This window comes from Curtobacterium sp. MCJR17_055 (assembly GCF_003224335.1).
In the GTDB taxonomy this organism is placed as follows: domain Bacteria; phylum Actinomycetota; class Actinomycetes; order Actinomycetales; family Microbacteriaceae; genus Curtobacterium.
Window position 1 is genome coordinate 218,511 of the sequence record NZ_QKLF01000006.1, and the last position, 24,304, is coordinate 242,814.

16 protein-coding genes and 1 tRNA gene are annotated in these 24,304 nt (G+C 72.7%); 14 read left to right on the plus strand and 3 right to left on the minus strand.

Annotated elements, in window-relative coordinates; translation table 11 throughout:
* The first annotated feature begins 129 nt into the window (after window positions 1–129).
* From DEJ16_RS14730 to DEJ16_RS14795, 14 genes are all read left to right on the plus strand, one after another.
* Entirely contained in the window at window positions 130–1,611 is a 1,482-nt protein-coding gene (locus tag DEJ16_RS14730; RefSeq protein WP_110826002.1) for an MFS transporter, read from the plus strand.
* Between the two features lie 226 nt (window positions 1,612–1,837).
* On the plus strand, window positions 1,838–2,524 hold the full coding sequence (locus DEJ16_RS14735) for a GntR family transcriptional regulator (RefSeq protein WP_181419621.1): 687 nt from the start codon (window positions 1,838–1,840) through the stop codon (window positions 2,522–2,524).
* Window positions 2,525–2,841: 317 nt separating this feature from the next.
* Window positions 2,842–2,930, plus strand: a tRNA-Ser gene (locus DEJ16_RS14740).
* Between the two features lie 381 nt (window positions 2,931–3,311).
* Entirely contained in the window at window positions 3,312–4,289 is a 978-nt protein-coding gene (pstC, locus tag DEJ16_RS14745; protein WP_220032714.1) for a phosphate ABC transporter permease subunit PstC, read from the plus strand.
* Between the two features lie 2 nt (window positions 4,290–4,291).
* Window positions 4,292–5,653, plus strand: a complete 1,362-nt coding sequence (gene pstA / locus DEJ16_RS14750; protein ID WP_258366010.1) for a phosphate ABC transporter permease PstA — start codon at window positions 4,292–4,294, stop codon at window positions 5,651–5,653.
* On the plus strand, window positions 5,650–7,341 hold the full coding sequence (gene pstS / locus DEJ16_RS14755) for a phosphate ABC transporter substrate-binding protein PstS (RefSeq protein ID WP_258366011.1): 1,692 nt from the start codon (window positions 5,650–5,652) through the stop codon (window positions 7,339–7,341). Before pstA ends, pstS begins: the two co-directional genes overlap by 4 nt.
* Window positions 7,338–9,929, plus strand: coding sequence for a hypothetical protein (locus DEJ16_RS14760; RefSeq protein WP_110826005.1), 2,592 nt, complete (start codon window positions 7,338–7,340; stop codon window positions 9,927–9,929). Before pstS ends, DEJ16_RS14760 begins: the two co-directional genes overlap by 4 nt.
* Window positions 9,930–9,996: 67 nt before the next feature.
* Window positions 9,997–12,054 carry an Ig-like domain repeat protein gene (locus DEJ16_RS14765; RefSeq protein ID WP_110826006.1) on the plus strand — a complete coding sequence of 686 codons (2,058 nt, stop codon included), beginning with the start codon at window positions 9,997–9,999 and terminating at the stop codon, window positions 12,052–12,054.
* A 67-nt stretch (window positions 12,055–12,121) separates the two neighbouring features.
* Entirely contained in the window at window positions 12,122–13,135 is a 1,014-nt protein-coding gene (locus DEJ16_RS14770; RefSeq protein ID WP_181419622.1) for a sortase, read from the plus strand.
* Between the two features lie 17 nt (window positions 13,136–13,152).
* Window positions 13,153–14,040 carry a phosphate ABC transporter ATP-binding protein gene (locus DEJ16_RS14775; protein ID WP_110826008.1) on the plus strand — a complete coding sequence of 296 codons (888 nt, stop codon included), beginning with the start codon at window positions 13,153–13,155 and terminating at the stop codon, window positions 14,038–14,040.
* Window positions 14,041–14,094: 54 nt separating this feature from the next.
* The gene (locus DEJ16_RS14780; RefSeq protein WP_110826009.1) at window positions 14,095–15,105 is read left to right on the plus strand and encodes a glycosyl hydrolase family 18 protein; all 1,011 of its coding nucleotides are present in this window, start codon (window positions 14,095–14,097) and stop codon (window positions 15,103–15,105) included.
* Window positions 15,106–15,177: 72 nt separating this feature from the next.
* Window positions 15,178–16,170, plus strand: a complete 993-nt coding sequence (locus DEJ16_RS14785) for an AAA family ATPase (RefSeq protein ID WP_181419623.1) — start codon at window positions 15,178–15,180, stop codon at window positions 16,168–16,170.
* Window positions 16,170–17,504, plus strand: a complete 1,335-nt coding sequence (locus DEJ16_RS14790) for a DUF58 domain-containing protein (RefSeq protein WP_110826010.1) — start codon at window positions 16,170–16,172, stop codon at window positions 17,502–17,504. Before DEJ16_RS14785 ends, DEJ16_RS14790 begins: the two co-directional genes overlap by 1 nt.
* A 31-nt stretch (window positions 17,505–17,535) precedes the next feature.
* Window positions 17,536–19,881 (plus strand): DUF3488 and transglutaminase-like domain-containing protein, encoded by a 2,346-nt coding sequence (locus DEJ16_RS14795; protein ID WP_181419624.1) that lies wholly within the window; start codon window positions 17,536–17,538, stop codon window positions 19,879–19,881.
* Here the strand turns inward: DEJ16_RS14795 and DEJ16_RS15600 are convergent.
* The 3 genes from DEJ16_RS15600 to DEJ16_RS14810 form a co-directional block, all read right to left on the minus strand.
* Window positions 19,865–20,497 carry a TetR/AcrR family transcriptional regulator gene (locus DEJ16_RS15600; protein WP_146232904.1) on the minus strand — a complete coding sequence of 211 codons (633 nt, stop codon included), beginning with the start codon at window positions 20,495–20,497 and terminating at the stop codon, window positions 19,865–19,867. The genes DEJ16_RS14795 and DEJ16_RS15600 overlap by 17 nt on opposite strands.
* 245 nt (window positions 20,498–20,742) lie before the next feature.
* Window positions 20,743–21,546, minus strand: coding sequence for a trimeric intracellular cation channel family protein (locus tag DEJ16_RS14805; RefSeq protein ID WP_110826061.1), 804 nt, complete (start codon window positions 21,544–21,546; stop codon window positions 20,743–20,745).
* 302 nt (window positions 21,547–21,848) lie between these two features.
* Entirely contained in the window at window positions 21,849–24,275 is a 2,427-nt protein-coding gene (locus DEJ16_RS14810; RefSeq protein ID WP_110826012.1) for a bifunctional UDP-sugar hydrolase/5'-nucleotidase, read from the minus strand.
* Window positions 24,276–24,304 lie beyond the last annotated feature (29 nt).

A 24,304-nucleotide genomic window follows, 5' to 3' on the forward strand; every position in this document is an offset into this window, starting at 1 on the left:
ACCCCCCTCCCTGCCGGTCGACGGGCGCGGTCGATCCGCACGTCCCGGCCGAGAACCCGGGCGGTGGCGCAGGCGTACGGTCCTGGCTTGCGGCAGGCCGAGGGCGTCCGCCGCGGGAGGAGCATGCGCATGACGAGCGCCAGCGGAACGAGGGACGGCACGGTCACGAGCCTGGTCCCGGCGAGGATGGACCGGCTCCCGTGGACGAAGTTCCACTGGAGCGTCGTGGTCGGCCTCGGGGTGTCGTGGATCCTGGACGGACTCGAGATCCAGATCGTCTCCAACGCCGGCTTCAAGGCGGACCTGGGGCTGTCGAACCAGGACGTGACGTCGCTCGGCAGTGTCTACCTGGTCGGCCAGGTCGTCGGTGCCCTGGTCTTCGGACGCATGTCCGACCGGCTCGGTCGACGCAAGCTCTTCATCCTGACGCTCGCGATCTACCTGATCGGGTCGGGCGTCGCGGGCCTGGCGCAGGACTTCTGGTTCCTCGCGGTGTTCCGCTTCGTCGCCGGGCTCGGGATCGGTGGTGAGTACGCGGCGATCAACTCGGCGATCGACGAGCTGATCCCGTCGAAGTACCGCGGGCACGTCGACATCGCCATCAACGGCACCTACTGGGGCGGCGCGGCACTCGGCGCGGCCGCGAACATCTACCTGCTCGACACCGCGCACTTCGCCGAGGACGTCGGATGGCGGATCGGGTTCTTCCTCGGCCCGGTGCTCGGCATCGCGATCATCTTCCTGCGTCGGCACATCCCCGAGAGTCCCCGGTGGCTGATGACCCACGGCAAGGAGCAGGAGGCGGAGGAGACCGTCTCGCGCATCGAGGCCGAGGTCGAGCGGGAGTCGGGGCGGAAGCTCGAAGTGGTGCCGCAGTCGAAGGCGATGACCGTGACGCCGATGGACCGCGTCGGGTTCCTCACCATCGCCCGCGTGCTGCTCAAGCAGTACCCGACCCGCACGCTGGTCGGCGCGACCATGATGATCACGCAGGCGTTCCTGTACAACGCGATCTTCTTCACGTACGCGTTGGTGTTGACGAACTTCTTCGACATGGAGACCGCGCAGACGAGCCTGTACTTCTTCCCGTTCGCGATCGGCAACCTGCTCGGTCCGCTCATCCTCGGCCGGTTCTTCGACACCTGGGGTCGGCGGCAGATGATCTTCCTGACGTACCTGGTGTCCGGGCTCGTGCTCGCGACCTCTGCGTTCCTGTTCCGCGCCGACGCCATCAGCGCCACCGTCCAGGTCGCGTTCTGGTGCGTGTCGTTCTTCTTCGCGTCGGCCGGAGCGTCGAGCGCCTACCTGACGGTGAGCGAGATCTTCCCGCTCGAACTCCGGTCGCAGGCGATCTCGTACTTCTTCGCCCTCGCGCAGGTCTTCGGCGCGATCGCTCCGCTGGTCTACGGCGCCTTCATCGGGGACGGGTCGTCGCGCGAGCCGCTCTTCTGGGGCTACCTGCTCGGGTCCGGGGTGATGGTCCTCGGCGGCGTCGTGGCACTCGTGTTCGGGGTCGACGCCGCGCGGAAGGGACTCGAGGACATCACGCAGCCGCTGTCCGTCCTGACCGCGAAGGACGGGGCGGGGGCGTCGTCCTCGCGAAACTCCTGATGCAACATGTTTAGCGGTGAGCGTCACGTCCTGTGATCCTCGTGGCCACGGCCCGTCCTGGAGGGCCGTGGTCACGGAGGCACCATGCGGAACGCGAGAACGACGAATGGACGACGGGCGACGGCCGAACGGGCCGTCGCCCTCCACATGCAACTGAACAGGGCCGTTGTCCACCGTGCCGTCGGGGTGGTGTCCCGTCAGGGCCGCCATGCGTGACGGTGACGTGATGACCGGCCTCCTGCGCCCCGATCGTGATGTCGCCCATCCCGGCGACCCCATCGCCGTCCCGCGCAACCTGCTGCGCGACGCCGTCTTCGCGCGGATGCTCCGGAGCATCCTGCGCGGTGACTACCGGCGCGGCCAGCGCCTCCGGCTCGATGCGCTGGCGGACGACATGCAGGTCTCGCGGACGCCCGTCCGTGAAGCCCTCGTCCCGCTGGAGGCCATGCGGCTCGTGGTCGTCCAGCGGTACGTCGGCGTCGTCATCGCGCCGTGGACCGTCGGGCAGATGGTGGAGCGCACGCGCATCGCCCGGTCGATGCTCGTCGACCCGCCGACCAGCTGTGCGCCCACCGACGAGCCGTTCGACGCCGTGGTCCTGCGCGACTGCCAGTCCGAGGCGGGGGCGTTCGTCGAACTCGCCGTGTGGGTGCTCCGCCGCTCGGGAGCACCGGTGAGCGCGGACTGGCTCCGGTCGCAGCAGCCGGTGCTCGACGTCTTCCACACGGACGACATCGCCCGCGCGAACGGCATCGACGTCGCCGCGGACTGGACCAGTCGCATGCACCTGGTCAAGGCGGCCCGTGCCGCTGCCCTGGCCGACGACGTCATCCGGTGCGCGGCCCGTTTGATCGAGCTCGCCGAGCTCCTCATCGCCCTGCCCGAACGGTTCCGGAGCGCGGAGTCCGCCTAGCGCTGCCGGGCACGCGGTCGCTGCTGCGTGCTGGCAGAGACGACGTCGCTCCCCGGGCGGGCGCCGGGCGATCGGGGACGCCGGGCCCAGGCCACGGGGAGCGACGTCTGGGTGCTGTGTCGTAGCGACAGGGCACGGATGCCCCGGAATGTGATCGCCACGTCCCGACGAGACTATGCAGCGGGGTACACGCTGGCAAGCCCCCGCCGTCCCCACTTCGGGGGACCGACCGCGCCGGGGTCGGGTGTAGCGCTGCCGGACCGTTTCGTCCCGGCCCTCGTCCTCCTGTATGGTGGTGGGAGTGCCGTCAGGCACCTGGAGACGTCGCATAGTCAGGCCGAGTGCACCACCCTGCTAAGGTGGAGTCCCCTCTAGGGGACCGAGGGTTCAAATCCCTCCGTCTCCGCACTCCTCGAAGCCCCGGTTCCGCAGCAGCGGACCGGGGCTTCGTCGTCGGCCGAGCTCCTCGGTGCGCGGGCTACGACGCGGAACAAGTTAGCACCCGGAACGAAACTGCCTCCTGACCAGGGCTTTGCCGCGGACCTGCAGGATGCCGGCGGTCCGCGTACCCCGGGGGACAGATCCTGACCCCCGATCCGGGGACTGGTGCATCGGAGATTCCCCAGAATCCGCTAGGAGTCCCCTGTTGTTCATTTCCGGGTCACGGATCAGTTGATCCCGGGAGGGCTGCGGTTCGCCATCCGACTGCCACTGTGATGCCGCCGAACCGGAGAGCAGCACTCCGTCGGTCGCCCGAGCAGCTGCCCCGGAATCCCGAAGGATCACGTTGTCCACAGATTCGCCCCGCCTCCTCACGGTCGTGCGGGACCCGTCGGACGTCAGGTTCCGGTTCATCGCCCGTGCTGGCGGGGTCGCGGTCCTCACGATCATGTCGCTGGTCGGCCTGTTCCTGGCGTTCCGCGCCTCCGAGGCCCTCCGCGTCGCCGGTTTCAGCTTCCTCACCACGCAGGCCTGGGACCCGGATGCCCACCGCTTCGGCATCGCGGCCGTCCTGGTCGGCACGATCCTCATCGCCTGTGTCGCGATCGCCCTCGCCGTCCCGCTGTCCCTCGGCACCGCGCTCTACATCACCGAGTACGCACCGACCCGTGTGCGGAAGTTCTTCATCGGGCTGGTCGACCTGATGGCCGCGATCCCGAGCGTCGTCTACGGCCTGTGGGGGTTCTTCTTCCTGCAGGGGCAGATCACCCCGGTGTCGCGGTGGATCTCGCAGTGGTTCGGGTGGATCCCGCTGTTCCGCGTCGAGGGGATCGACCTGGACGACCCGCTCGCGTCCTCGACCGTCTACACGGCGTCGACCTTCATCGCCGGCATCGTCGTCGGGCTGATGATCACCCCGATCGTCACCTCGATCATGCGCGAGGTCTTCTCGCAGGCACCGCTCGGCGAGCGGGAGGGGGCGCTCGCCCTCGGGTCGACGAAGTGGGGCATGATCCGCTCGGTCGTGCTGCCCTTCGGCCGTGGCGGGATCATCGGCGGCACGATGCTCGGACTGGGCCGTGCGCTGGGGGAGACCATCGCGGTCTACATGATCATCTCGCCGGTGTTCGTCATCCAGCCGCACGTCCTGCAGGCCGGCGCGAGCTCGGTGTCGTCGCTCATCGCCCTCCGCTACGGCGACGCGACCCCGTTCGGGATGTCCGCCCTGATGGCGGCCGGCCTGACCCTCTTCCTGATGACCCTCTGCATCAACTTCGCCGCGTCCGCGGTCGTCGCCCGTTCACGGTCCGGAGCCAGCAGCTAGCCATGACCGAGATCACCCAGGCGCCGTCGGGCGCCACGACGCCCCTGCCCGCCATGACCCGCCGCACAGCGGTCCCGACCAGCCCGCCGACCGCTGCGGGCCCGTCCGGTGCCGGAGCCGGCACCGTCCTGCCGCTGGCCGAACGGGCCTCCGAGCCGGACCGCGGTCCCGAGGACCGCCGCGTCGGCGGGGTGCGGATCAGCGACCTGCTCTGCCACGTCGGCGCGGGCCTGGCCTCCCTCGCCGTCACGGTCGTGGTCTTCACCGACCTGGCACCGGTGTCCGGTCCGATCGCGTTCGCCGCCGTCGCGTACGTGATGTTCCTCGTGTTCTACGCGCTGCTGGTCGCGACGACCGAGAACGCCGCCGTGGTGCGGGACCGCGTGGTGTCGGCGGCCGTCCACACCCTGGCGTTCGTCGTCGTCGCCACACTCGTCTTCGTCGTCGGGTTCAGCGTCGTCCGGGCCACCAGGGCCCTGCCGCACGCGAACTTCTACACGCAGGACATGGCACTCACCGGGCCGCTCGACCCGATGACCTCCGGCGGCGTACTGCACGCCATCGCCGGGTCGCTCATCCAGATCTCGATCGCGCTCCTCATCACCGTCCCGCTCGGGATCACGACCGCGCTGTTCCTCACCGAGGTGCCGGGGCCGTTCGCCCGGTTCGTCCGGACCATCGTCGAGGCGATGACGGCCCTCCCGTCGATCGTCGCCGGGCTGTTCATCTACGCGAGCGTCATCGTCGGGCTCGGCGTCGACAAGTCCGGCTTCGCGGCGTCGCTCGCGATCAGCGTGATGATGCTGCCGATCATGATCCGGTCCGCCGACGTCGTGCTCCGTCTGGTCCCGTCGACCCTCAAGGAGGCGTCGATCGGGCTGGGCGCGGGGCAGTGGCAGACCGTCTGGCGCGTCGTGCTCCCGACGTCGCGGTCCGGTCTCGTCACCGCGATCATCCTGGCGACGGCGCGCGGGATCGGCGAGACGAGCCCGGTGCTGCTCACCGCCGGGTACGCGCCGGACCTCAACATCGACCCGACGAACGGCCCGATGATCTCGCTGCCCCTGGCGATCTTCGAGTTCGTCAAGTCGCCGGAGCCGAACATGATCGCCCGCGGCTTCGGCGCCGCCGCGGTGCTCATGTCCCTCGTGCTCGTGCTGTTCGTCATCGCCCGCGTGATCGGTGCGCAGACCGTCGCGACCCGGGAACGCCGCAACGACCGCATCCGTGCCGCCGGTCGACTGGTCCGCCGCGGTCTGGCCGCCGTCGCACCCGCCGTCCGTTCCGCCCGCCGGTACGTCGACCGCCACGTGGACAGCCTCAACTCCCGCCTGACCGACTCCTCCCCGAAGGACCCCTCGTGACCACCCGCAGAAGACGCACGATCGGTGCGCTCCTGGCCGCCGCCGTGCTGGCCCTCACGACCCTGCCCACCACCGCCGCGAGCGCGGCCGAGAACTACGTGCCCATCTCGGGCGCCGGTTCCTCGTGGAGCTCCGTCGCCATCCAGCAGTGGGCGGTGAACGTCCAGCAGTACGGCATGAAGGTCCGGTACGCGAGCACGGGGTCGTCCGACGGCCGCAACCAGTTCAAGGCCGGCACGGTGGACTTCGCGGTGTCCGAGATCCCGTACGGCATCAAGGACGGTGGGGTCACGGACGACCCGCCGACCGTGGGGTACGGCTACATGCCGGTCGTCGCGGGCGGGACGTCGTTCATGTACAACCTCAGCTCGGGTGGCAAGCAGATCACGAACCTGCGGCTGTCCGGTCCGGTGCTCGCCGGGGTGTTCACGGGGAAGATCACGAGCTGGGACGACCCGGCGATCAAGGCGGACAACCCCGGCCTCGAGCTCCCGAAGCGTCCGGTCGTGCCCGTCGTCCGTTCCGACGGCTCCGGCTCGACCGCGCAGTTCACCACCTGGCTGAGCAAGAAGTACCCGTCCGAGTGGAACGCGTACTGCAAGCAGGCCGGACGTCCGCTGCCGTGCGGCGTGACGTCGAACTACCCGACGGTCCCGGGCAAGGGCTTCATCGCCCAGCCGAACTCGCAGGGTGTCTCCGGCTACGTGGCGCAGAAGGCGAACGTCGGCACGATCACGTACGTCGAGTACTCCTACGCACTGAAGACCGGGTACCCGGTCGCGAAGGTGCTCAACAAGGCGGGCTACTACGTCGAGCCCACCGCCTCGAACGTCGCCGTCGGGCTCCTCGGGGCGAAGATCAACGAGGACAAGAACTCTTCGGCGTACCTCACGCAGGTGCTCGACGGCGTCTACGACAACGCGGACGCGCGCACGTACCCGCTGTCGTCGTACTCCTACATGGTCATCCCGACGACCACCGACGCCAGCCTGACCCCGGCGAAGGGCAAGACCCTCGCCGCGTTCGACTACTACTTCCTGTGCGAGGGGCAGCAGCAGGCCGAGGTCCTCGGCTACTCGCCGCTGCCGATCAACCTGGTGCAGGCCGGTCTCGAGCAGGTGCGCCGGATCCCGGGGGCGGTCGCGAAGGACGTCGACATCCGGAAGTGCAACAACCCGACGTTCTCGGCGGACGGCACGAACACGCTGGCGGCCAAGGCCCCGCAGCCTCCGGCCTGCGACAAGCTCGGTGCGGAGCAGTGCACCGTGGGCACCGGCGGCGCGAAGGCCACCGAGACGCCGAGGCAGACCCAGGCCGGCTCGAAGGGCGGGGGAGCGACGGGCGCGTCCGGTTCCGGCGGCTCCGGCGAGGGCGCCACGGCGACGTCCGGAGGCTCGTCCTCCGGAGCCTCCGGCTCCGGCGGTGAGGCCCTGTCCGGCGGTGGCAGCGGCGGTCCCGGCGGCACCGGTGTCGCAGCGAACGCGGTCGGCAACGGCTCCCCGGTGCAGTGCGACGCCGACAGCGGTGTCTGCCAGAACGTCGCGGCGCTCCCGGTGTCCGTCGACGCGCTGCACGGGTGGAGCTCGCGCCAGACGCTCATGCTCGTCGCCGTCGCGGCCCTGCTCGCCCTCGTGCTGCTGCCGCCGTTCATCGGCGTGCTCGTCTCCCGACGGAGGGTCCGCAAGTGAAGAACCAGCACCTCGTCCGGCTCGGCTCCGCCGCGCTCGCCTTCGGCATCATCACGACGACGGTCGCCGGGTCCCTGCTCGTCGTGACCGCGCCCGCCTCGGCCACCGCCCCGACGGACAGCTCCGCGATGACCCTTACGTGGGAGGAGGCCCAGGCGTCGCTCGGCGGCGGTCAGGCTCCGGGCACCGGCACGCCCGACCCGGACGCCGAGACCTTCTCGGGGATGACCTTCCGGGTGAGCCAGACGGAGGAGCTCACCGACCAGGGCATCACGGTCAGCTGGAGCGGAGCGAAGACGACCTCGCCGAGCGAGTACGCGACCGACTACGTGCAGATCATGCAGTGCTGGGGCGACGACCCGGCCGGTCCCTCCCCGCAGCAGTGCGTGTGGGGTGCGCCGTCGGCCGCTGTCAGCAGCCGGACCGGCGTCGGCGCCGCCAAGCGGGACCTCGTCCGCGGCGACGACCCCGTGCAGGACACCACCCTCGTCGGCGAGCAGGCCGACCCGGACCTCATGCTCGAACCGCCCGCCGAGAACCCGTTCCTCAAGGCGTACCGGATGCCGTTCCGCGCGGTCGACGGCACCCTGGCGAAGACCTCCACTGAGCTGTCCAAGCAGTTCGACGCGAACACCTCGAACGAGGTCACCGCCGGTCGCACGGCGGGTGACGGCACGGGGCAGGTCGTCTTCGAGACGCAGTCCGGGCTCGAGGCGCCGCAGCTCGGGTGCGGCCAGGAGGTCGCCGGCACGAGCACGCCCCGGTCCTGCTGGCTCGTGGTCGTCCCGCGCGGCTCGCACAACCTCGACGGCAGCACCGCCGACTCGACGGCCGCCGGTCGCGTGACCGGGTCCCCGTTGTCGGCCTCCGCGTGGCGCAACCGCGTGGTGTTCCCGCTCGGGTTCCAGTCCGTCGCGCAGTCCTGCCCGATCGGCAACGCCGAGGAGCGCCTGGTCGGGTCGGAGACCGCCACCGAGGCCGTCACCGCCTGGCAACCGGCGCTCTGCGGCCTCGGGACCACCTACGGGTTCTCCCAGATCGGCGACGGTGAGGCCGCCAACCAGATCGTCTCGGAGGTGGACGGCTCTTCCCGTCTCGCCCTCGTGACCAGTCCGCTCGCGAAGGCCGTCGCGGCGGAGCACACCATCCGGTACGCGCCCGTCGCGCAGTCCGCCGTCGTGGTCGCGTTCACCATCGACTACCGCCTGTACCCGGACGCACCCGCGAAGGTGCGTGACGGCCTCCAGGCCCTCGACCTGACGCTCGACGCCCGCCTCGTCGCGAAGCTGCTGACGCAGTCGTACCAGGCCGACGTCCCCGGTCGGGGCAGCGGGAACACGACCCTGCAGGGGAACGCGGCCAGCCTCGTCACCGACCCGGAGTTCCTCGCGCTCAACCCGACGTTCGTCGGGTCGAAGAGCGACACCGCCCCGGCCGGGCTCATGGTCGCGCTCGGCAACGCCGACGCGAACGGCCGGGTGTGGTCGTGGCTGCGCTCCGACCCGGTGGCGGCCGCGTTCCTCGACGGCCGTCCCGACGAGTGGGGGATGCGGATCAACCCGGCGTACCGGTCGCTGGCGCTCGCCACCGACACGAGTGTGGACAGCTTCCCGAAGGCCGACCTGACCATCGCGAAGGGCGGTGACCCCGACGAGACCGGCTACGGCACGCTCGACATGCGTCCCTACATGAACGACATGCACGAGGGGGCGTACCGCACCCTCAAGGCCGACCCGAACGAGAAGAGCTCCTGGAACCCGTTCGGGCAGCCGAAGGGCTACACCTCGCTCGGTGCGCAGGTACCCGGCAGCCGGTTCGTCCTGACGATCACGGACGCCGCTTCGGCCGCGCGCTACGGCCTGCCGACCGCGAAGCTCGTGAACGGAGCCGGCGAGGCGGTCGCACCGACACCCGAGTCGGTCGCCGCAGGCGTCGCCACGATGCGCGCGTCGACCGTTCCCGGGGTCGTCGTCGCGGACCCGGCAGACCGCACCCCCGGCGCCTACCCGCTGTCGATGCTCAGCTACGCCGCCGTCAACGTCTGCGCCGCGACGCCCGAGGAACGCCGCGCCTACGCGGGGTTCATCGGCTACGCGGCGGGCAAGGGGCAGGTCCAGGGCGAACGGCAGGGCGAACTGCCCGCCGGGTACGTGCCGCTGCCCGCCGCCATGACGACCCAGGCGGAGACCGTCGCAGCCGACCTCGTCGACACCCGTGCCGTCGCCGCCGCCTGCCCCGAGGCCGCCCCGGCCGCTCCGGGGACCGGCGAGACGCCGGAGGCGGAGGCCCCACCGGCCTCCGCACCGGAGGACCAGTCGCTGCCCGTCGGGACGACCGACACCGGCTCGACGTCCACCGGTCCGGTGTCCGCTCCCGAGGTCCCGGCCGTCCAGGAGCCGTCGTCGAACGACGTCGACCAGGCCGCCGCCGCGGACGGACCCGACCACCGCACCACGGACCAGCCCCTGGCCGCGACCCGCATGGGACTCGCCGCCGCACTCGGGGCCGGCGTGCCGGCCCTCGGCATCGGTCCGTTCCTGATCCGCCGCGGACGGAGGCTGGCGATGCTGGCCGCCGCCCACGTGTGACCCCGTTCCACCCCATCGACTGCTGCCACCTGGGCCGCGTCGGAACCCACGAAAGGAACCACCAGCCATGAAGGCGAACACCTTCTGCAAGATCGGCGTCACGTTCGGGGCGACCGCCCTGATCGTCGGTGCCCTCGCCGTGCCGGCCGCCCAGGCGGACCCGGCCGGCAACGCGTTCGGCACCCTCGTCGGACTCGGCTCGGACACCACGCAGGACGTCATGAACGGCGTGGCGACGGCCGTCGGCGGCGGACAGATCGCCTCCTACGACGCGGCGAACGCCGGTCCCTCGGTGGTCACCCGTGCCGGCGGCAAGGCGATCCCGCGCGTGTCCGGATCCGGTGCCGGTCGTGACGCGCTCCTCGTCGCCATCGGTGCGATCGCCAGCAAGTCCGGCGTCGCGCTGGCCGACGGCACGAGCACGACGGTCGACTCCTCGGTGGTCGGTCAGCTCGACTTCGCCCGGTCCTCGAGCGGCCCGTCGAGCACCGCGTCCGACGGCGTCGTCGCGTACGTCCCGTTCGCCCGCGACGCCGTCGACGTGGCGTACGCCCCCGGCAGCCAGCTCGCGAAGGTCCCCTTCTTCGTCGGCGACGGCACCCAGGCGAAGACCGCCCCGACCCTGTGGAACGTGTACCGCGGCGACGTCACCCACGCCTACTTCAGGGCCGACGGCTCGTACGACTCCGTCGGCTCGTCCGCCACCGGCCCCGACGGCACCACGGCCGTGAAGATCAAGCCGCTCCTGCCGAAGTTCGGCTCGGGCACCCGCAGCTACTTCCTCGGCAAGCTCGGCCTCACCGACGCCTCCGGCTTCACCTCGACCAGCCCGTTCGTGTCCGACACGGTGGCCGGTGAGCCGATCGAGGAGCACAACGGCCAGGCGATCGTCGACAGCACCACCGGGGGAACGCTCGCCCTCGCCCCGTTCTCGGTCAGCCAGTGGGTCGCGCAGGCGAACGGCGTCGGCTCGGTCAAGGACCGTCGCCACGGCGTGGTGCTCGCGCCGCTGAGCGTCGTCGACGGCAAGCAGGCCCCGGCCACCACCGGCAGCGGCTCGTCGTACGCGACCAACCCCGCGTACGCCGGCTTCGTCCGCGACGTCTACAACATCGTGCCGTCCCGCCTGGCCGACGACCCGTCGAGCGCGATCGCGAAGACCTTCGTGGGCAAGGACTCGCTCGTCTGCAAGCAGACCGCCACGATCGCGGCCTACGGCTTCCTCCCGGAGCCCGCCACCACGCCGGCGACCACCTGCGGCTACGACCAGCTGCGCTCGGTCACCGCGTCCCCGAGCACCACGAAGCTCACCGTCCCGGCGACGGCCACGGCGGGCAAGGCCGTCACCGCATCGGTCTCCGTCGACTCGTTCGGCGCGGGCGGTGGCACGGTCAAGGTGTTCAAGGGCACCACGGTCGTGGGCATCGGCACGATCGCGCGCGGCGCCACGACCGGCACCGCCTCGGTCACCCTGCCCGCCGGATCGGCCTCGGTCACGGCGCTGTTCGTCCCGGCGCTCGCCGGTGTCGCGTCCAGCAGCTCCGCGCCGTCCACCGTCGACGTGGCCCCTGCGACCGCCGTGGCACTGACCGCCCCGAAGCTCACGGTCGGCAAGACCGCGAAGGTGGCCGTGACGGTCACCGGCGCGGACGCAGCCGGCGGCACGGTCACGCTGAAGAACGGCAAGGAGACCCTCGGCACCGCCCAGGTGGCCGCTGCCGGCACCGCGACCGTCTCGTTCGTCCCGAAGGCGGCCTCGTACAAGCTCAGCGCGGTCTACGTCGGGAAGGCGTCGGGCACGACCGTGACGAGCCCGACCGTGTCCGCCGCGGCGGCCAAGGGCACCGCGACCGTCACGGTCAGCGCGATCAAGTCGGTCAAGGCCTCGGCCAAGGCGAAGGTCGCCGTCCGGGTCTCCGGCGCCGGCTCGGTGCCGACCGGGACCGTCACCGTCAAGGAGGGCAGCAAGAAGCTCGCCTCCGGCACCGTGTCGAGCAAGGACGGCCGCGTGACCGTCACCCTGCCGAAGCTGAAGGCCGGCACCCACAAGCTGACCGTGTCCTACGGCGGCAGCACGACCTGGAACAGCGCCAGCAAGGCCGCGACCCTCAAGGTCACCAAGTAACACCCCCTGCCCGGTCGGCCGCACCGCGGCCGACCGGGCCCCTCCCACCACTGCGATGGACGAGACCATGACCAGCACCCCCTCCCGACGGGACCGGCCGGCCCGACGGCTGCCCGTCCTGCGCCGGCCGACCTCCCGACGCACGGTCCGTCGACCTGCCGTCCGCCGCCCGACCAGCGGGTGGTCGACGGAGCCCGTCGGCCCCGCCGCCCGGGCACTCCCGGTACTCGGCCGGCCCGAGCGGTGGCGGTTCGGCGGGTCCGCGCTCGTCGTGGTCGGGTTGCTGCTGGTCGGGTTCGCGTTGCAGTTCATCGCCGTCTCGCAGGTCTCGTACGTCCGCGACCAGCAGCTCGCCCTCGACGCCTACCGGTTCGAGCTCGCGAACGCGACCGCCCCCGTGGGGCAGACCGGGCCCGACGGCCGTCTCGTCGCGGACGGCACCCCGGTCGCCCTCCTCCGGGTCCCCGCGATCGGCCTGCGCTCGGTCGTCCTCCAGGGCACCACGTCGGACGTCACGCGGTCCGGCCCGGGTCACCGGCGGGACACCCCGCTCCCCGGACAGGCGGGGGCGAGTGTCGTGTACGGACGCCAGACGGCCTACGGCGGCCCGTTCGGCCGCATCGCCGAGCTGCACCGCGGCGACACCCTCACCGCCACCACCGGCCAGGGCACCGCCCGGTACCGCGTGACCGACGTGCGCCGGACCGGCGACCCCGTCCCGGCCCCGATGGCGGTCGGTGACGGTCGGCTGACACTCGTCTCCGGTGCCGGGCTGCCGTTCCTTCCGCACTCCGTCGTCCGCGTCGACGCCGAGCTGGTGTCCGACCCGGCGCCGACCCCCACCCCGGCCTTCGGCTACTCCAGCCTCGAACCCCGCGAGCTCACGATGGCCGGCGACGGGACGGTCTGGCCGTTCGTGGTGCTCGGGCTCATCGTGCTCGCCGCGATGGTCGCGCTCTTCACGGTCGGGATGCGCCTGTGGGGCCACCGGCAGACCGTCGTGGTGGCCGTCCCCGTCGTGCTCGCCGTCGGACTCTTCGCGGCCTCGCAGCTCACCCTCCTGCTCCCCAACCTGATGTGACCGGAAAGGCCACCACCATGACCGACACCGCCACCACGGTCGACGAGTTCGACAGCTGGTTCGCCCCCGGCACCGCCCCCGGCGCAGTCATCGGCACCGACACCCCGACCGAGCTCCTCCCGACGCTCACCCCGGCCACCCTCGACGCCCGTGACGTGTCCGCCTGGTTCGGCGACCACAAGGTCCTCGACCGGGTCTCGCTGACCATGCCGGCCGGTCAGGTCACCGCGCTCATCGGGCCGTCCGGGTGCGGCAAGAGCACGTTCCTCCGGACGCTCAACCGCATGCACGAACTCGTCCCCACGGCGTCGCTCGCGGGCGAGGTGCTGCTCGACGACGTCGACATCTACGACGCCTCCCGCCGCATCACCGAGGCACGACGCCAGATCGGCATGGTGTTCCAGAAGCCGAACCCGTTCCCCGCGATGAGCATCGCCGACAACGTCCTCGCCGGCCTCGCCCTCACCGGGGTCAAACTCGACAAGAACGCGAAGACCGACCTGGTCGAGGAGACCCTGACCAAGGCCGGGCTCTGGAACGAGGTCAAGGACCGCCTCCGGCAGGCGGGCGGCGGGCTCTCCGGCGGCCAGCAGCAGCGCCTCTGCATCGCCCGGTCGCTGGCGGTCCGGCCGCGGGTCCTCCTGATGGACGAACCGTGCTCCGCCCTCGACCCGACGTCGACGCGCCGCATCGAGCAGACCATCACCGAACTGGCGCGGGACGTCACCGTCGTCATCGTCACGCACAACATGCAGCAGGCCCAGCGTGTCTCCGACCGGTGCGCCTTCTTCCTGGCCGAGGCCGGCACCCCGGGCGCGATCGTCGAGCACGGTCCGACCGACGCGATGTTCGGTGCGCCGCAGGACCCGCGCACCGCCGACTACGTCAACGGCCGGTTCGGGTAGGCGGAGCGCGCCACCGCCGGGCGGCACGTCCCGACCGCACGGTACAGTCGGCGCGTGCAGCGACGATCAGTGGTGGTGACGGCCGGCGTGCTCGCGGCGGGCCTCGTGCTCGGCGGAGGTGCCACAGCGGGTGCGGTGACGACCGAGGCGTACATCGGCCCCGGTCCGCACGCGGTGTCCCGTGTCGCGGACGCCGGACAGCGGGCGACCACGATCGGCGTGGACGGCGTCACCCTCCGGGACGACGGGAAGGCCCTCGCCGCGGCACCCGACGGCCTGGCGCGTCTCGCCCGCACGGCACACGCGGCCGGTGCCCGGTCGGAGCTGCTCGTGAGCAACTTCTCGGAGACCCTGGGCGATTTCTCGCCCGAGACGGGCACGGCCCTGCTCGCCGACGCGACGAACCGCGACCGCGTGGCCCGCGCGCTCGCCCGGACGGCGCAGCGCGACGGCTTCGACGGCGTGCAGATCGACCTCGAGTCCCTGCGGGAGCAGGACCGACCGGGCCTCGTCGCGTTCATCGACGCGGTACGGGCGGCGGTCCGCGAGCGACTGGGCCCGAGCGCGAGGACGTCCATCGCCGTGATGGCCTCGACGGACCGGGCGGGCTACCGCGACACCGGCTACGACCTGCGGGAGATCGCCCGCCGTGTCGACCGGGTCGTGCTCATGACCTACGACCAGCACGGGCCGTGGAGCGGTCCGGGGACGATCGGTGCCCTCCCGTGGACGCGGCAGGTCGTCCGGGCGGCGCAGTCCGCCGGCGTCCCGCGCGGTCACATCGACCTGGGCGTCGCCGGGTACGGGTACGTGTGGGGCCCCGGGGCCGTGGACCGCTCGTTGACCGTGGCGCACGCGGCACGGCTGGCGGGGGACCGGGCACGGTGGTCGGCGCCCAACGGCGAGTGGTCGGCGACGCTTGCGGACGGTCGGGAGCTGCACTGGTCCGACGCCCGCTCCTACCGGGTGCGCCAGGACCTGGCCCGCGAGCTCTCGCTGCACGGCGTCGCGATGTGGTCCCTGGACTCCATGCCGCTGCCCAAGGACCGTCCGCGCAACCGGTGACACATCCTCCGCTGGCTGTCATCGCGCCGGGGTAGCATCGCCGCACATCGACCCCGTGGCGAGGAGACCTGCGTGCCGGACCTGACCCACCGAACCGTCCCGATCGACGTGATCCAGGAAGCCGGGGCGGCCATCGCCTCGTCGGTCGCGACCGTGGTGGACGGCAAGCCCGACGCGATCCGCACGGCCCTCACCGTCATGCTCGCCGAGGGCCACCTGCTCGTCGAGGACGTCCCCGGCGTCGGCAAGACCGTGCTCGCGAAGGCGCTCGGGGCGTCTGTCGGGGGGTCGGTCAACCGAATCCAGTTCACGTCCGACATGCTCCCGTCCGACGTCACCGGCGTGAACATCTACGACCAGTCGTCCGGCACCTTCCGGTTCTCACCGGGGCCGGTCTTCGCGAACGTCGTCATCGGCGACGAGATCAACCGCACCAGTCCGAAGACCCAGTCGGCCCTGCTCGAGGCCATGGCGGAGTCGCAGGTGACCGTCGACGGCGTCACCCGGCCGCTCGAGTCCCCGTTCATGATCGTCGCCACGCAGAACCCGGTCGACATGGAGGGCACCTACCCACTGCCGGAGGCCCAGCGGGACCGCTTCATGGCCCGCATCGCGATGGGGTACCCGAGCGCCGGGGCGGAACGGCGGATGCTGTCAGCTCGGGGGGCGCACGACCCGCTCGGCGACCTGCGCCCGGTCGTCGACGTCGACACCCTGCGGTCGATGATCGCCGCCGTCCGCACCGTGCACGTCGCCGCGGACGTCGAGGCGTACATCGTCGAGATCGTCCGCGTCACCCGCACGCACCCCGACCTGCTGCTCGGCGCGAGCCCCCGTGCGACCCTGCACCTGGCGCAGGCCGCCCGCGCCGCCGCGGCCCTCGCTGGACGCCCGTTCGTCACCCCGGACGACGTCGCGGCGCTCGCGCCGGTGGTCCTCGCCCACCGACTCGTCCCGGTCGCCCGCGGACTCGGGGGCGCGGCAGAGGACACCGCCCGCGAGATCGTCGTCCGCATCGTCGCCGACACCGCGGTGCCCTTCACCGCCACGCCCGTCCGGTCCTGATGGCGGACCAGCGTCCCCTCGCCGGGCGGCGAGCGCGTCGCACCGGCGCGACGCGCTCGGTGCTGTCCCGGTACGGACGGCGGGGGCTCGGGATGCTGCGGCGCACGCCGTTCCCCCGCCCGACGCTCCGCGGCTGGACCGTGACGGTGGCCGGCATCGGCCTCGTCCTCGCCGGACTGGCGACGTCGATGAGCGTCGCCGTGACCGCCGGGCTGCTCCTCGTCGTCCTCGTCGTGCTCGGCGTCGTGACCGCACTCGCCGTGGCGGCGCCGCTCCGGGCCTCCCGGTCGGCACCTCGCGCGGTCGTGCAGGTCGGCGAGGTCTACCGGGAGCGGGTGACGCTCCGCGGCTCCGGCATGCGGTTCGCACCACGGTCGACGCTGCTCGTCACCGAGCAGCTCGACGACCTGTTCGTCAGCACGGCGGAGCCGACGTCGCTCCTGGCCGTCGGGCCGGCGACGCCGCCGGCCGTGCTCGACGTCGAGGCCCTCGCGATCTCCCGGGGGCGCGGCCTGGTCGGCCCGGTGACGGTCCGTGTCGAGGACCCCTTCGGCCTGCTGCGGATCGACCGGCCCGTCGTGTCCGCGGAGGAGGTCGTCGTCGTGCCCGGGTCCGTCCCGCTCGCGGCGCTCGACTCCGCAGCGCTCGCCGGGGCCGTGTCCGCCGACGAGGGGCGGGTCGGGCAGGGCGGGTCCGCCGACGACAGTGAACTGCGCCCCTACCGGCCCGGCGACCCGATCCGCCGTGTGCACTGGGGGCAGAGCGCCAAGCGGGGCGACCTGCACGTGCGCCAGACCACCCAGGCCCAGCCGCCGGAGGCGGTCCTCGCGCTGGACGTGCGACGGGAGTCGTACCAGCAGCTCGGCCGGGACGACCTGGCCGAACTCGCCGACCTCGGTGGCGACCAGGCCTTCGAGCACGCCGTCGTGGTGGCTGCCAGCGTCGCCCGGGCGCTGTCGGCGCGGACCTCGCGCGTGGCCCTCGTGACCGACGGACCCGGCGGGGACGTCCGGCACAGCGGCGACGCCGGCGGGCTGTCCGAGGTCCTCGTCGGGCTCGCGGACGTCTCCGTGCGGAGCGGTGCCCGCGACGTGCCCGAGGTGCTGCACGGCGTCCGGGGCCGGGACGTCCACGGGATGACGGCCGTGGTGACCGGACACTGCACCCTCGACCAGGCCGCGGAACTCGTGTCCGCCACGAACGGGTCGAGCCGCGGCCTGCTCGTCACGGTGGTGCCGCCGGACCCGGCCGTGCGGGGCGTCCTCGACCGGGCCGGATGGCGCGTGGTCGTCGTCCCGGTGCCGGGCAGCACGACGGCGGGGCATGCCCGGTGACCGCCGACCCGACCGCGGACGGACAGCACGCATGACCGCCACCAACCCGAGCCGCCCTCGGCCCCACGTCGACGTCCGCGAGGTCCTCGCCCGCGACGACCGCCGGCCGGACCGTCCCGACGCCCGCGTCGTCGCACTGGCCCCGGTGCCGGTGCTCGTCGCCGCCCTCGCGATCCGTCCGCTCGTGCAGGGGACCGCGTGGTGGGTGTCCGGCGTGCTCGTCACCGCCGTGCTCGTCGCCGTCGTGCTCGCGTTCCGGTCCCGCCCGCGCGGCGCCCGCTTCGTCGCGCTCGTCGCCACGCTCATCGTCACCTCGTGCGGGGTCGCGCTCCTCAACGGCTCGGCACCGCTCAGCTGGCTCGACCAGAGCGGTGCGCTCGGACAGACGCTCGCGGCCATCCGGCTCAACCCCGCGCCGCTGCCGCAGACCGACGCGATCCGCCTCGTCGTCACCGTCGCGATCGCGTGGGTCGCCGGCGCGTCGCTGTTCCTGGCCGCGATCGCCCCGACGGCGGCGCTCGCTGCCGTGCCCGCGCTCGTGATCCTGCTCGTGCCGGGGATCATCACGGGGGAGGCCCCGTCCGTGTGGCTCGTGGTCCTCACCGCGCTCGCCTTCCTCGCGCTCCTCTGGACGTCCGTCCGTCCGGTGCAGCGGGCGCTCCCGGCCGCTGTGGTCGGTGCGATGGGGCTCGTCGTCGCGGTCGGGCTGCCGACCCTCGTGCCGCTCGACTCGGGGTGGCTCTCCGGCGTCACCGGCTCGGTCCGGTCGCCGATCCAGCCGGGCCGTCCGGGGACGCTGCTCGAGCTCGGGCAGGACCTCCGTCGCCCGAGCGAGCTCGAGGTGTTCCGGTACCGGTCGGCCGACGGGCAGCCGCAGTACCTGAAGCTCGCCGACCTCGACGAGTTCGGGACCGGGGACTGGGTCCCGACCGTGACGGACGCCAGCACCGCCGACACCGCCGACCAGTCCCGGTGGGCGGTCGGCGTGAACCCGCGGCTCGCCGGCCGTACCGACGTGACGGTCCGCATCACCGGGCTGTCGAGCAACTACCTGCCCCTGCCGGCGGGGGCGATGTCGGTCGAGTCGCAGTCGACCAACCTGGACCTCACCCAGTGGCGCTGGTCGGGCGACACGAACACGGTCCGGTCCGCCGGGCCGGCGACCGCGCGCGGCGCCACGTACGAGGCGTACGGCGCATCGGTGTCGGCGAACGCCTACCTCGACGCCGTGGCCGCGTCGGGGCGGCTCGGCCAGGCGGACGGCCGCGGCTTCCGCACCCCGTCCGCGGCGCAGCTCCGGACCGACACCGCGCTCCCGGACGACCTGCCGGCGGTGATCGCCGACACCGCCGCCCGGGTCGAGGGGTCGACGACGGGCGACTACGAGCGGGCACGTGCGCTCGAGCAGTGGTTCCGCAGCGGGCTGTTCGAGTACTCGGAGACGGCCCCCGTCGAGCGCGGGTACGACGGCGACAGCATGGACGTCGTCGCGACCTTCCTGCGGGAGCGATCGGGCTACTGCGTGCACTTCGCCTCCGCGATGGCGGTCATGGCCCGCACGCTCGGCATCCCGTCCCGCATCGCGGTGGGGTACCGGGCCGGAGGCGCGAAGGAGGACGGCGAGTACACGGTGTCGAACCGGCAGCTGCACTCGTGGCCGGAGCTGTACATCCGCGGGGCCGGCTGGGTCGCGTTCGAGCCCACACCGGCGTCGGACGCCGCCGCGCAGGCCGAGTCCACCCCGACGTCGACGCCGTCGGCCGCCCCCTCCGAGACGCCGTTGCCTGCTCCTGGCGAGACCACCGCGCCCTCGGCCTCACCGAGCGCCGAGCCGAGTGCGGGGGCCGGGGCGGACGCGACCGGCGGGACGGGCGGTGGGGATGCTTCCCGGGCCTGGGGCGTGCTCGTCGGACTGCTCGTCGCACTCGTGCTCCTCGTCGCGCCGGGCCTGCTGCGGGCGGTCCGTCGTCGCCGTCGGACGGCCGCGGTGTCCGCCGGCCGCGACCCGGCCGTGACCGCGTGGCGGGAACTCCTCGACGACCTCGACGACCACGGGTTCGCCCCGGTGTCCGCGTCGCCGGGCGACGCCGCCGCCGCCGCGCGGACGGCACGGGCGGTGCTCGGACGGCTCCGTGCGACCGTCCCGTCCGCGGTGGTCCCGCTCCTGGAGACGGTCGTCGACGCGGTCGACCGGGAACGGTACGCGGCGGGTGGTGCGGCCGACCCGCAGGTGCTCGTGACGGCACTCCGGGAGGCCCGGACCGTGCTGGACGCGGCCGTGTCCCGCCGGCAGGTGCTGCGGTCGCGGCTGCTCCCGCCGAGCCTGCTGCCCTCGTCGGCGTGGACGCACGGGCGACCGGTCAACGCGGCCGGATGACCGCCTCGACGAGGGCGGCGACGACGTCGCCCGGGTCGGCGTCGTCGAGCGCGGGGGCGTCGAACACGGTCCCGGAGTTGGCCGCGACGAGCAGCGTGGCGAAGGTGTCGAGCGGCATGCCGGGGTCGAGCTCCGGGTGCGCGGCGAACCACCGGTGGACGAGTTCGCGGACGCCGTCGTGCAGGTGTCGACGCTGTCGGACGAACTCGGGCATGAACTCGGGGTGGCGGATCGCGTAGCCCCGCAGTTCGGAGAGCAGTGCGAACTGGGCGCTCTGGTCGTGCCGGCCGAACGCGGCGCGGACGACGTCCCCGACGTCCGCGGCCTCGATGTCGACCCGGACGAGCTCCTGCAGCGAGCGGAGCACGAGGTTCGTGGCCCGTTGCATGACCTGCCCGACCAGGTCCTCCTTCGACGAGAAGTTCGAGTAGACGGCGCCCTTGCTGAACCCGGCGGCGGCGGCGATGTCGTCGAGCCGGGCTTCGTGCACGCCCTGCTCGGCGAAGGCCCGGGCGCCGGCGGTGAGCAGGCGCTCCCGGACCTCGGCGCGTGGCGTGCGCGGGACCGACCTCGTGCGCTCGGGACCGGGGGTGTGCGGTTCGGGTGCGTCGGTCATCGGATCCTGTTCCGGGACTCTGCTGGTCGGTGTCGGGGCACCGCCGGTGGTGACGGCGGTGCGTGCGGGTCGGGGAGCCGCGCCGTGCGTCGGTCGCCGCGCGGGCGGCAGCCCCTCGTGCCCGCACGTCCCGGACGGGACCGCCGTCTTCGGGTCACGTCGGTGCGACGACCGGGTGTGCGACCGGGTCGATACCCGGCGGTCTCGAGTGTACGACGGTGCCGCCGCGGATCCCAGTGCCGGTCTCAGTCCGCGGCGGGGTCCGCGGGATGCGGCGCTTCGCCGTCGGTGTGCACGCTGCCCGCGCCGGCTCGTCGACCGGGACGGCGGAGCAGCCGGACGACCTCGGGGCGGACGAACCGACGACCACGCCCGCGCCCGCGGCGCAGCAGGGAGGCCAGCCTGGACTGCGGCTGCCAGTCGCGACCGTTCGGCAGGCCCCACCCCCGCCGGACCGCGCCCCACCGGAGGACGAGCGAGAGCAGGATCGCGACCAGGATGCCGATCGACGGCGAGCCGAGGTACGAGGCGACCACCATCACGGCGGACGCGGCGACCGCAACCGTCGCGTACAGGGCGTTCCCGCCGAAGACCGCCGGGACACGGCGCAGGAGCATGTCGCGCATGGCCCCGCCCCCCACCGCGGTGACGGTGCCCATGATGATCGCGGCGGGCCACTCCAGTCCGGCGTCGAAGGTCCGCTGCACGCCGACCACCGCCCAGAACCCGATGACGGCGGCGTCGAGCACGGTGAAGAGCCGGTCCCAGGTGCGTTCGGAGAAGGAGACGAAGAACGCCGCGAGGGCGCCGGCGACCGCGACCGGCAGGTAGAGCGGGTCGGTCAGGGCGACGGGCGGCCCGTTCTGCAGCAGGACGTCCCGCAGCAGCCCACCGCCGAGGCCGGACACGAAGCCGACCACGAGGAACCCGAACAGGTCGAAGTCCATCGTCCGCGCGATCGACCCGCCGAGCAGTGCAGACGCGAAGACCCCGGTGAGGTCGAGCACGTTCGTCACGGCGGCGAGGCCGTCCACGGTCAGCACGTTCATGGAGACCATCCAACCGCACGTGCGCCGCCCACCGGACGGAGAGGGGGTGCCCTCCGCCGTTTCCCTGGAGGCGGAGGACACCCGCACCGCGGGGTCTCGACGGACGGAACCACCGTCCGGCGACCCGGCGCGATGCATCGCGATGCGACGGGAGCAGCGTACCGCGGCGCGGTGCGGAAACCGACCCGGGGACCCCGGGACGGCGACCGGCGGACCCGGGACCGCGCCTCCTGGCCGAGCAGACGGGACGGGCCCTCCCACCGGTCGGTGGGAGGGCCCGTCGGACGTGGCCGGGAGGCCCGTCAGCGGTCGGCGTGCACCGTCGCGTCGTGCGCAGCCCGCTTGCGGCGGGCGAGCACCAGGGCGGTCACGCCCGCGAGGAGCAGGAGCACCGCCGCGAGTGCGGGTCCTGCGACCTCGGCGCCCGTGTAGGCCAGCGGCCCGCCGTCGGCGTCGGCGTCGTCGATGCCACCACCGGCGATCGGCACCGCGACGAGCCCGCCGTCCGGGTCGGTCGCGACCGGCACGGTCGGCGTCGCCGGGTCCGTGGGGTCGGTCGGGACGGTCGGTTCGGTCGGGTCGGTCGGGTCGGTACCGGGCGTCGGCACCGGCTCCTCACCGGGTGCCGGGGCCACGAGCACCGGCACGGTCACGGCCAGCGTGATCCGCTGTCCGCTCGGCAGCTCGACGACGAGGGGTTCGTCCGAGGTCTCGACCGCGGCGGCCGCGGGGCGTGCGCGCTCGGTCGGGGTGGTGGGTCCGCCCGGCGTCGCGGCACCGGTCTCCGGGACGGTGAAGGTCAGCGAGGCGCGGCCCTGCTCGTCGTACTTGTCGACCACCGTGGTGTCGATCGGGGCGGACGCGAGCTCCGTTCCGCCGGCCGACACCGAGACCGTGCCGCTCTGGTCTCCGGCGTTGCTGAAGACGAGCGACGAGAGGTCGACGGTCACCTCGTCGCCGGGCTGGAAGCCGCCATCGGGCTCGGGCGTCGTGGTGACGCCGACGGCGCGCTGGTCCATCGGGGGCTCCACGGCATCCTGCGCCGCGAAGTAGTCCGCCTGGGCCTGCAGGTCGACCTGGCCCGAGTCGGCCTTGTTCGTCCCCGCCGCGAACGCTGCGAAGTTGTCGCCGCCCGTGGACAGGAAGGAGTTGACCGTGACCTTGAGCGTCTCGTCGAGCGCGATGGGCTCGCCGTCCAGGGTCATGCCGGTGATGCGCTCGCCGCGGCCCTTCGAGGGGTCGTACGTGTAGGCGAAGCCCTCGGACACGCCGAGCTTGAGGAACGGACGCTCGAGGCCGTCCGGCTGCCACTGCTGCTCGAGGGCGTCCTTGATCTGCTGCCCGGTCATGTCCTCGGTGACGAGCGTGTTCGCGAACGGCTGCACGAGGGCGGCTTCCTTGTAGGAGACGCTGCCGTCGGGGTCACCGGCACCGCTCGACGCGTAGACGAGGTCGGTACGGAGGCCGCCCGGGTTCATGAACGCGACTTGGGAGCCCTGGCGCTCGGTCGCCCAGCGCTGGACCTCGGCGATGTTGTTCCCGAGCGTCGACTCGCCGCCGCGGTTCTCGGTCTTGCCGTCGGACTGCAGGGCACGCCGCAGGTCGCCGGTGATGGTGCCGAGCTGCTCCTTGCCCTTGACGTCGGCGACCGCCTTGGCGTCCGCGACGGTCTTCGTCACAGCGTCGACCGAGGTGGTGTCGGCGGGCTTCGCCGGGTCGGTGTTCACCGGCTTCACCGAGGAGGTGATGCTGGTGAGGGTGCCGTCCGCGGCGACCGTCATCCGGAGGTGCCCGTAGGCGACGCCGTAGGAGCCGGCCTGGATCACGGGACGCGGGGTCCCGTCGGGGCCCGGGATCGAGTGGTCGTACGTCGCGTGCGTGTGCGCGGACACGATCGCGGAGACCTCGGAGGACACGCCCGCGGTGATCTGTCCGAAGGCGCCGCTGCCCGTCGCGTCGGTGAGGGCTCCGGTCGTCGCACCCTCGTGCACGAGCAGGACGAGGACGTCGGCTTCACCGTTCGCCTCGTCGCCGTCGGTGAGCTCGGTGGCATACCGGTTGACCGAGCTGACGATCGGGGCCATGGCGAGTCCCTCGACGCCGCCGGGGCTGACGAGCCCCGGGATGAGCGCCTCGGTGGTCGCGCCGATGAAGCCGACCTTGACGCCGCCCTTCTCGACGATCGACCACGGGGTGAAGGCGGGCTCGGTGGTGCCCTGCTTCACGATGTTCGCGGAGATGTACGGCCAATCCGCACGGTCCTCGATCCGCCCGGTGAGGTCGTCCTGGCCCTTGTCGAGCTCGTGGTTGCCGATCGCGCTGACGTCGAGACGCATCTGGTTGAGAACGTCGATCGTCGGGTCGTCCTGCTGCACGAACGACGTGAAGGTCGACGCACCGACGTTGTCGCCGACGCTGGCGAAGATCGTGTTCGGGTTCGCCTCACGTTGCGCCTGGACGACGGCGGCGAGCTTCGCGGCGCCTGCGGCTTTGTCGGCCGCGGTGCCCTCGGACTCGATGCGGCCGTGGAAGTCGTTGACGTCGAGGATGTCGATCGTGGTGTCACCGGCGGCGGCCACGGTGACGGGTGCGGTCGCGCCGGAGGCGGCCTCGGCCGCGGCGGCCGGGGCGCCCAGGGCGACGAGGACGCCCGCGGTGGCGAGGGCGGTACCGGCGACGATGCCGCGCCTCCGCCTGGGAGTGGGTTCGGGGAAGTGGGACGGGCTCATCGGTGTGAGGACTCCTGGTGTGGTGGTTC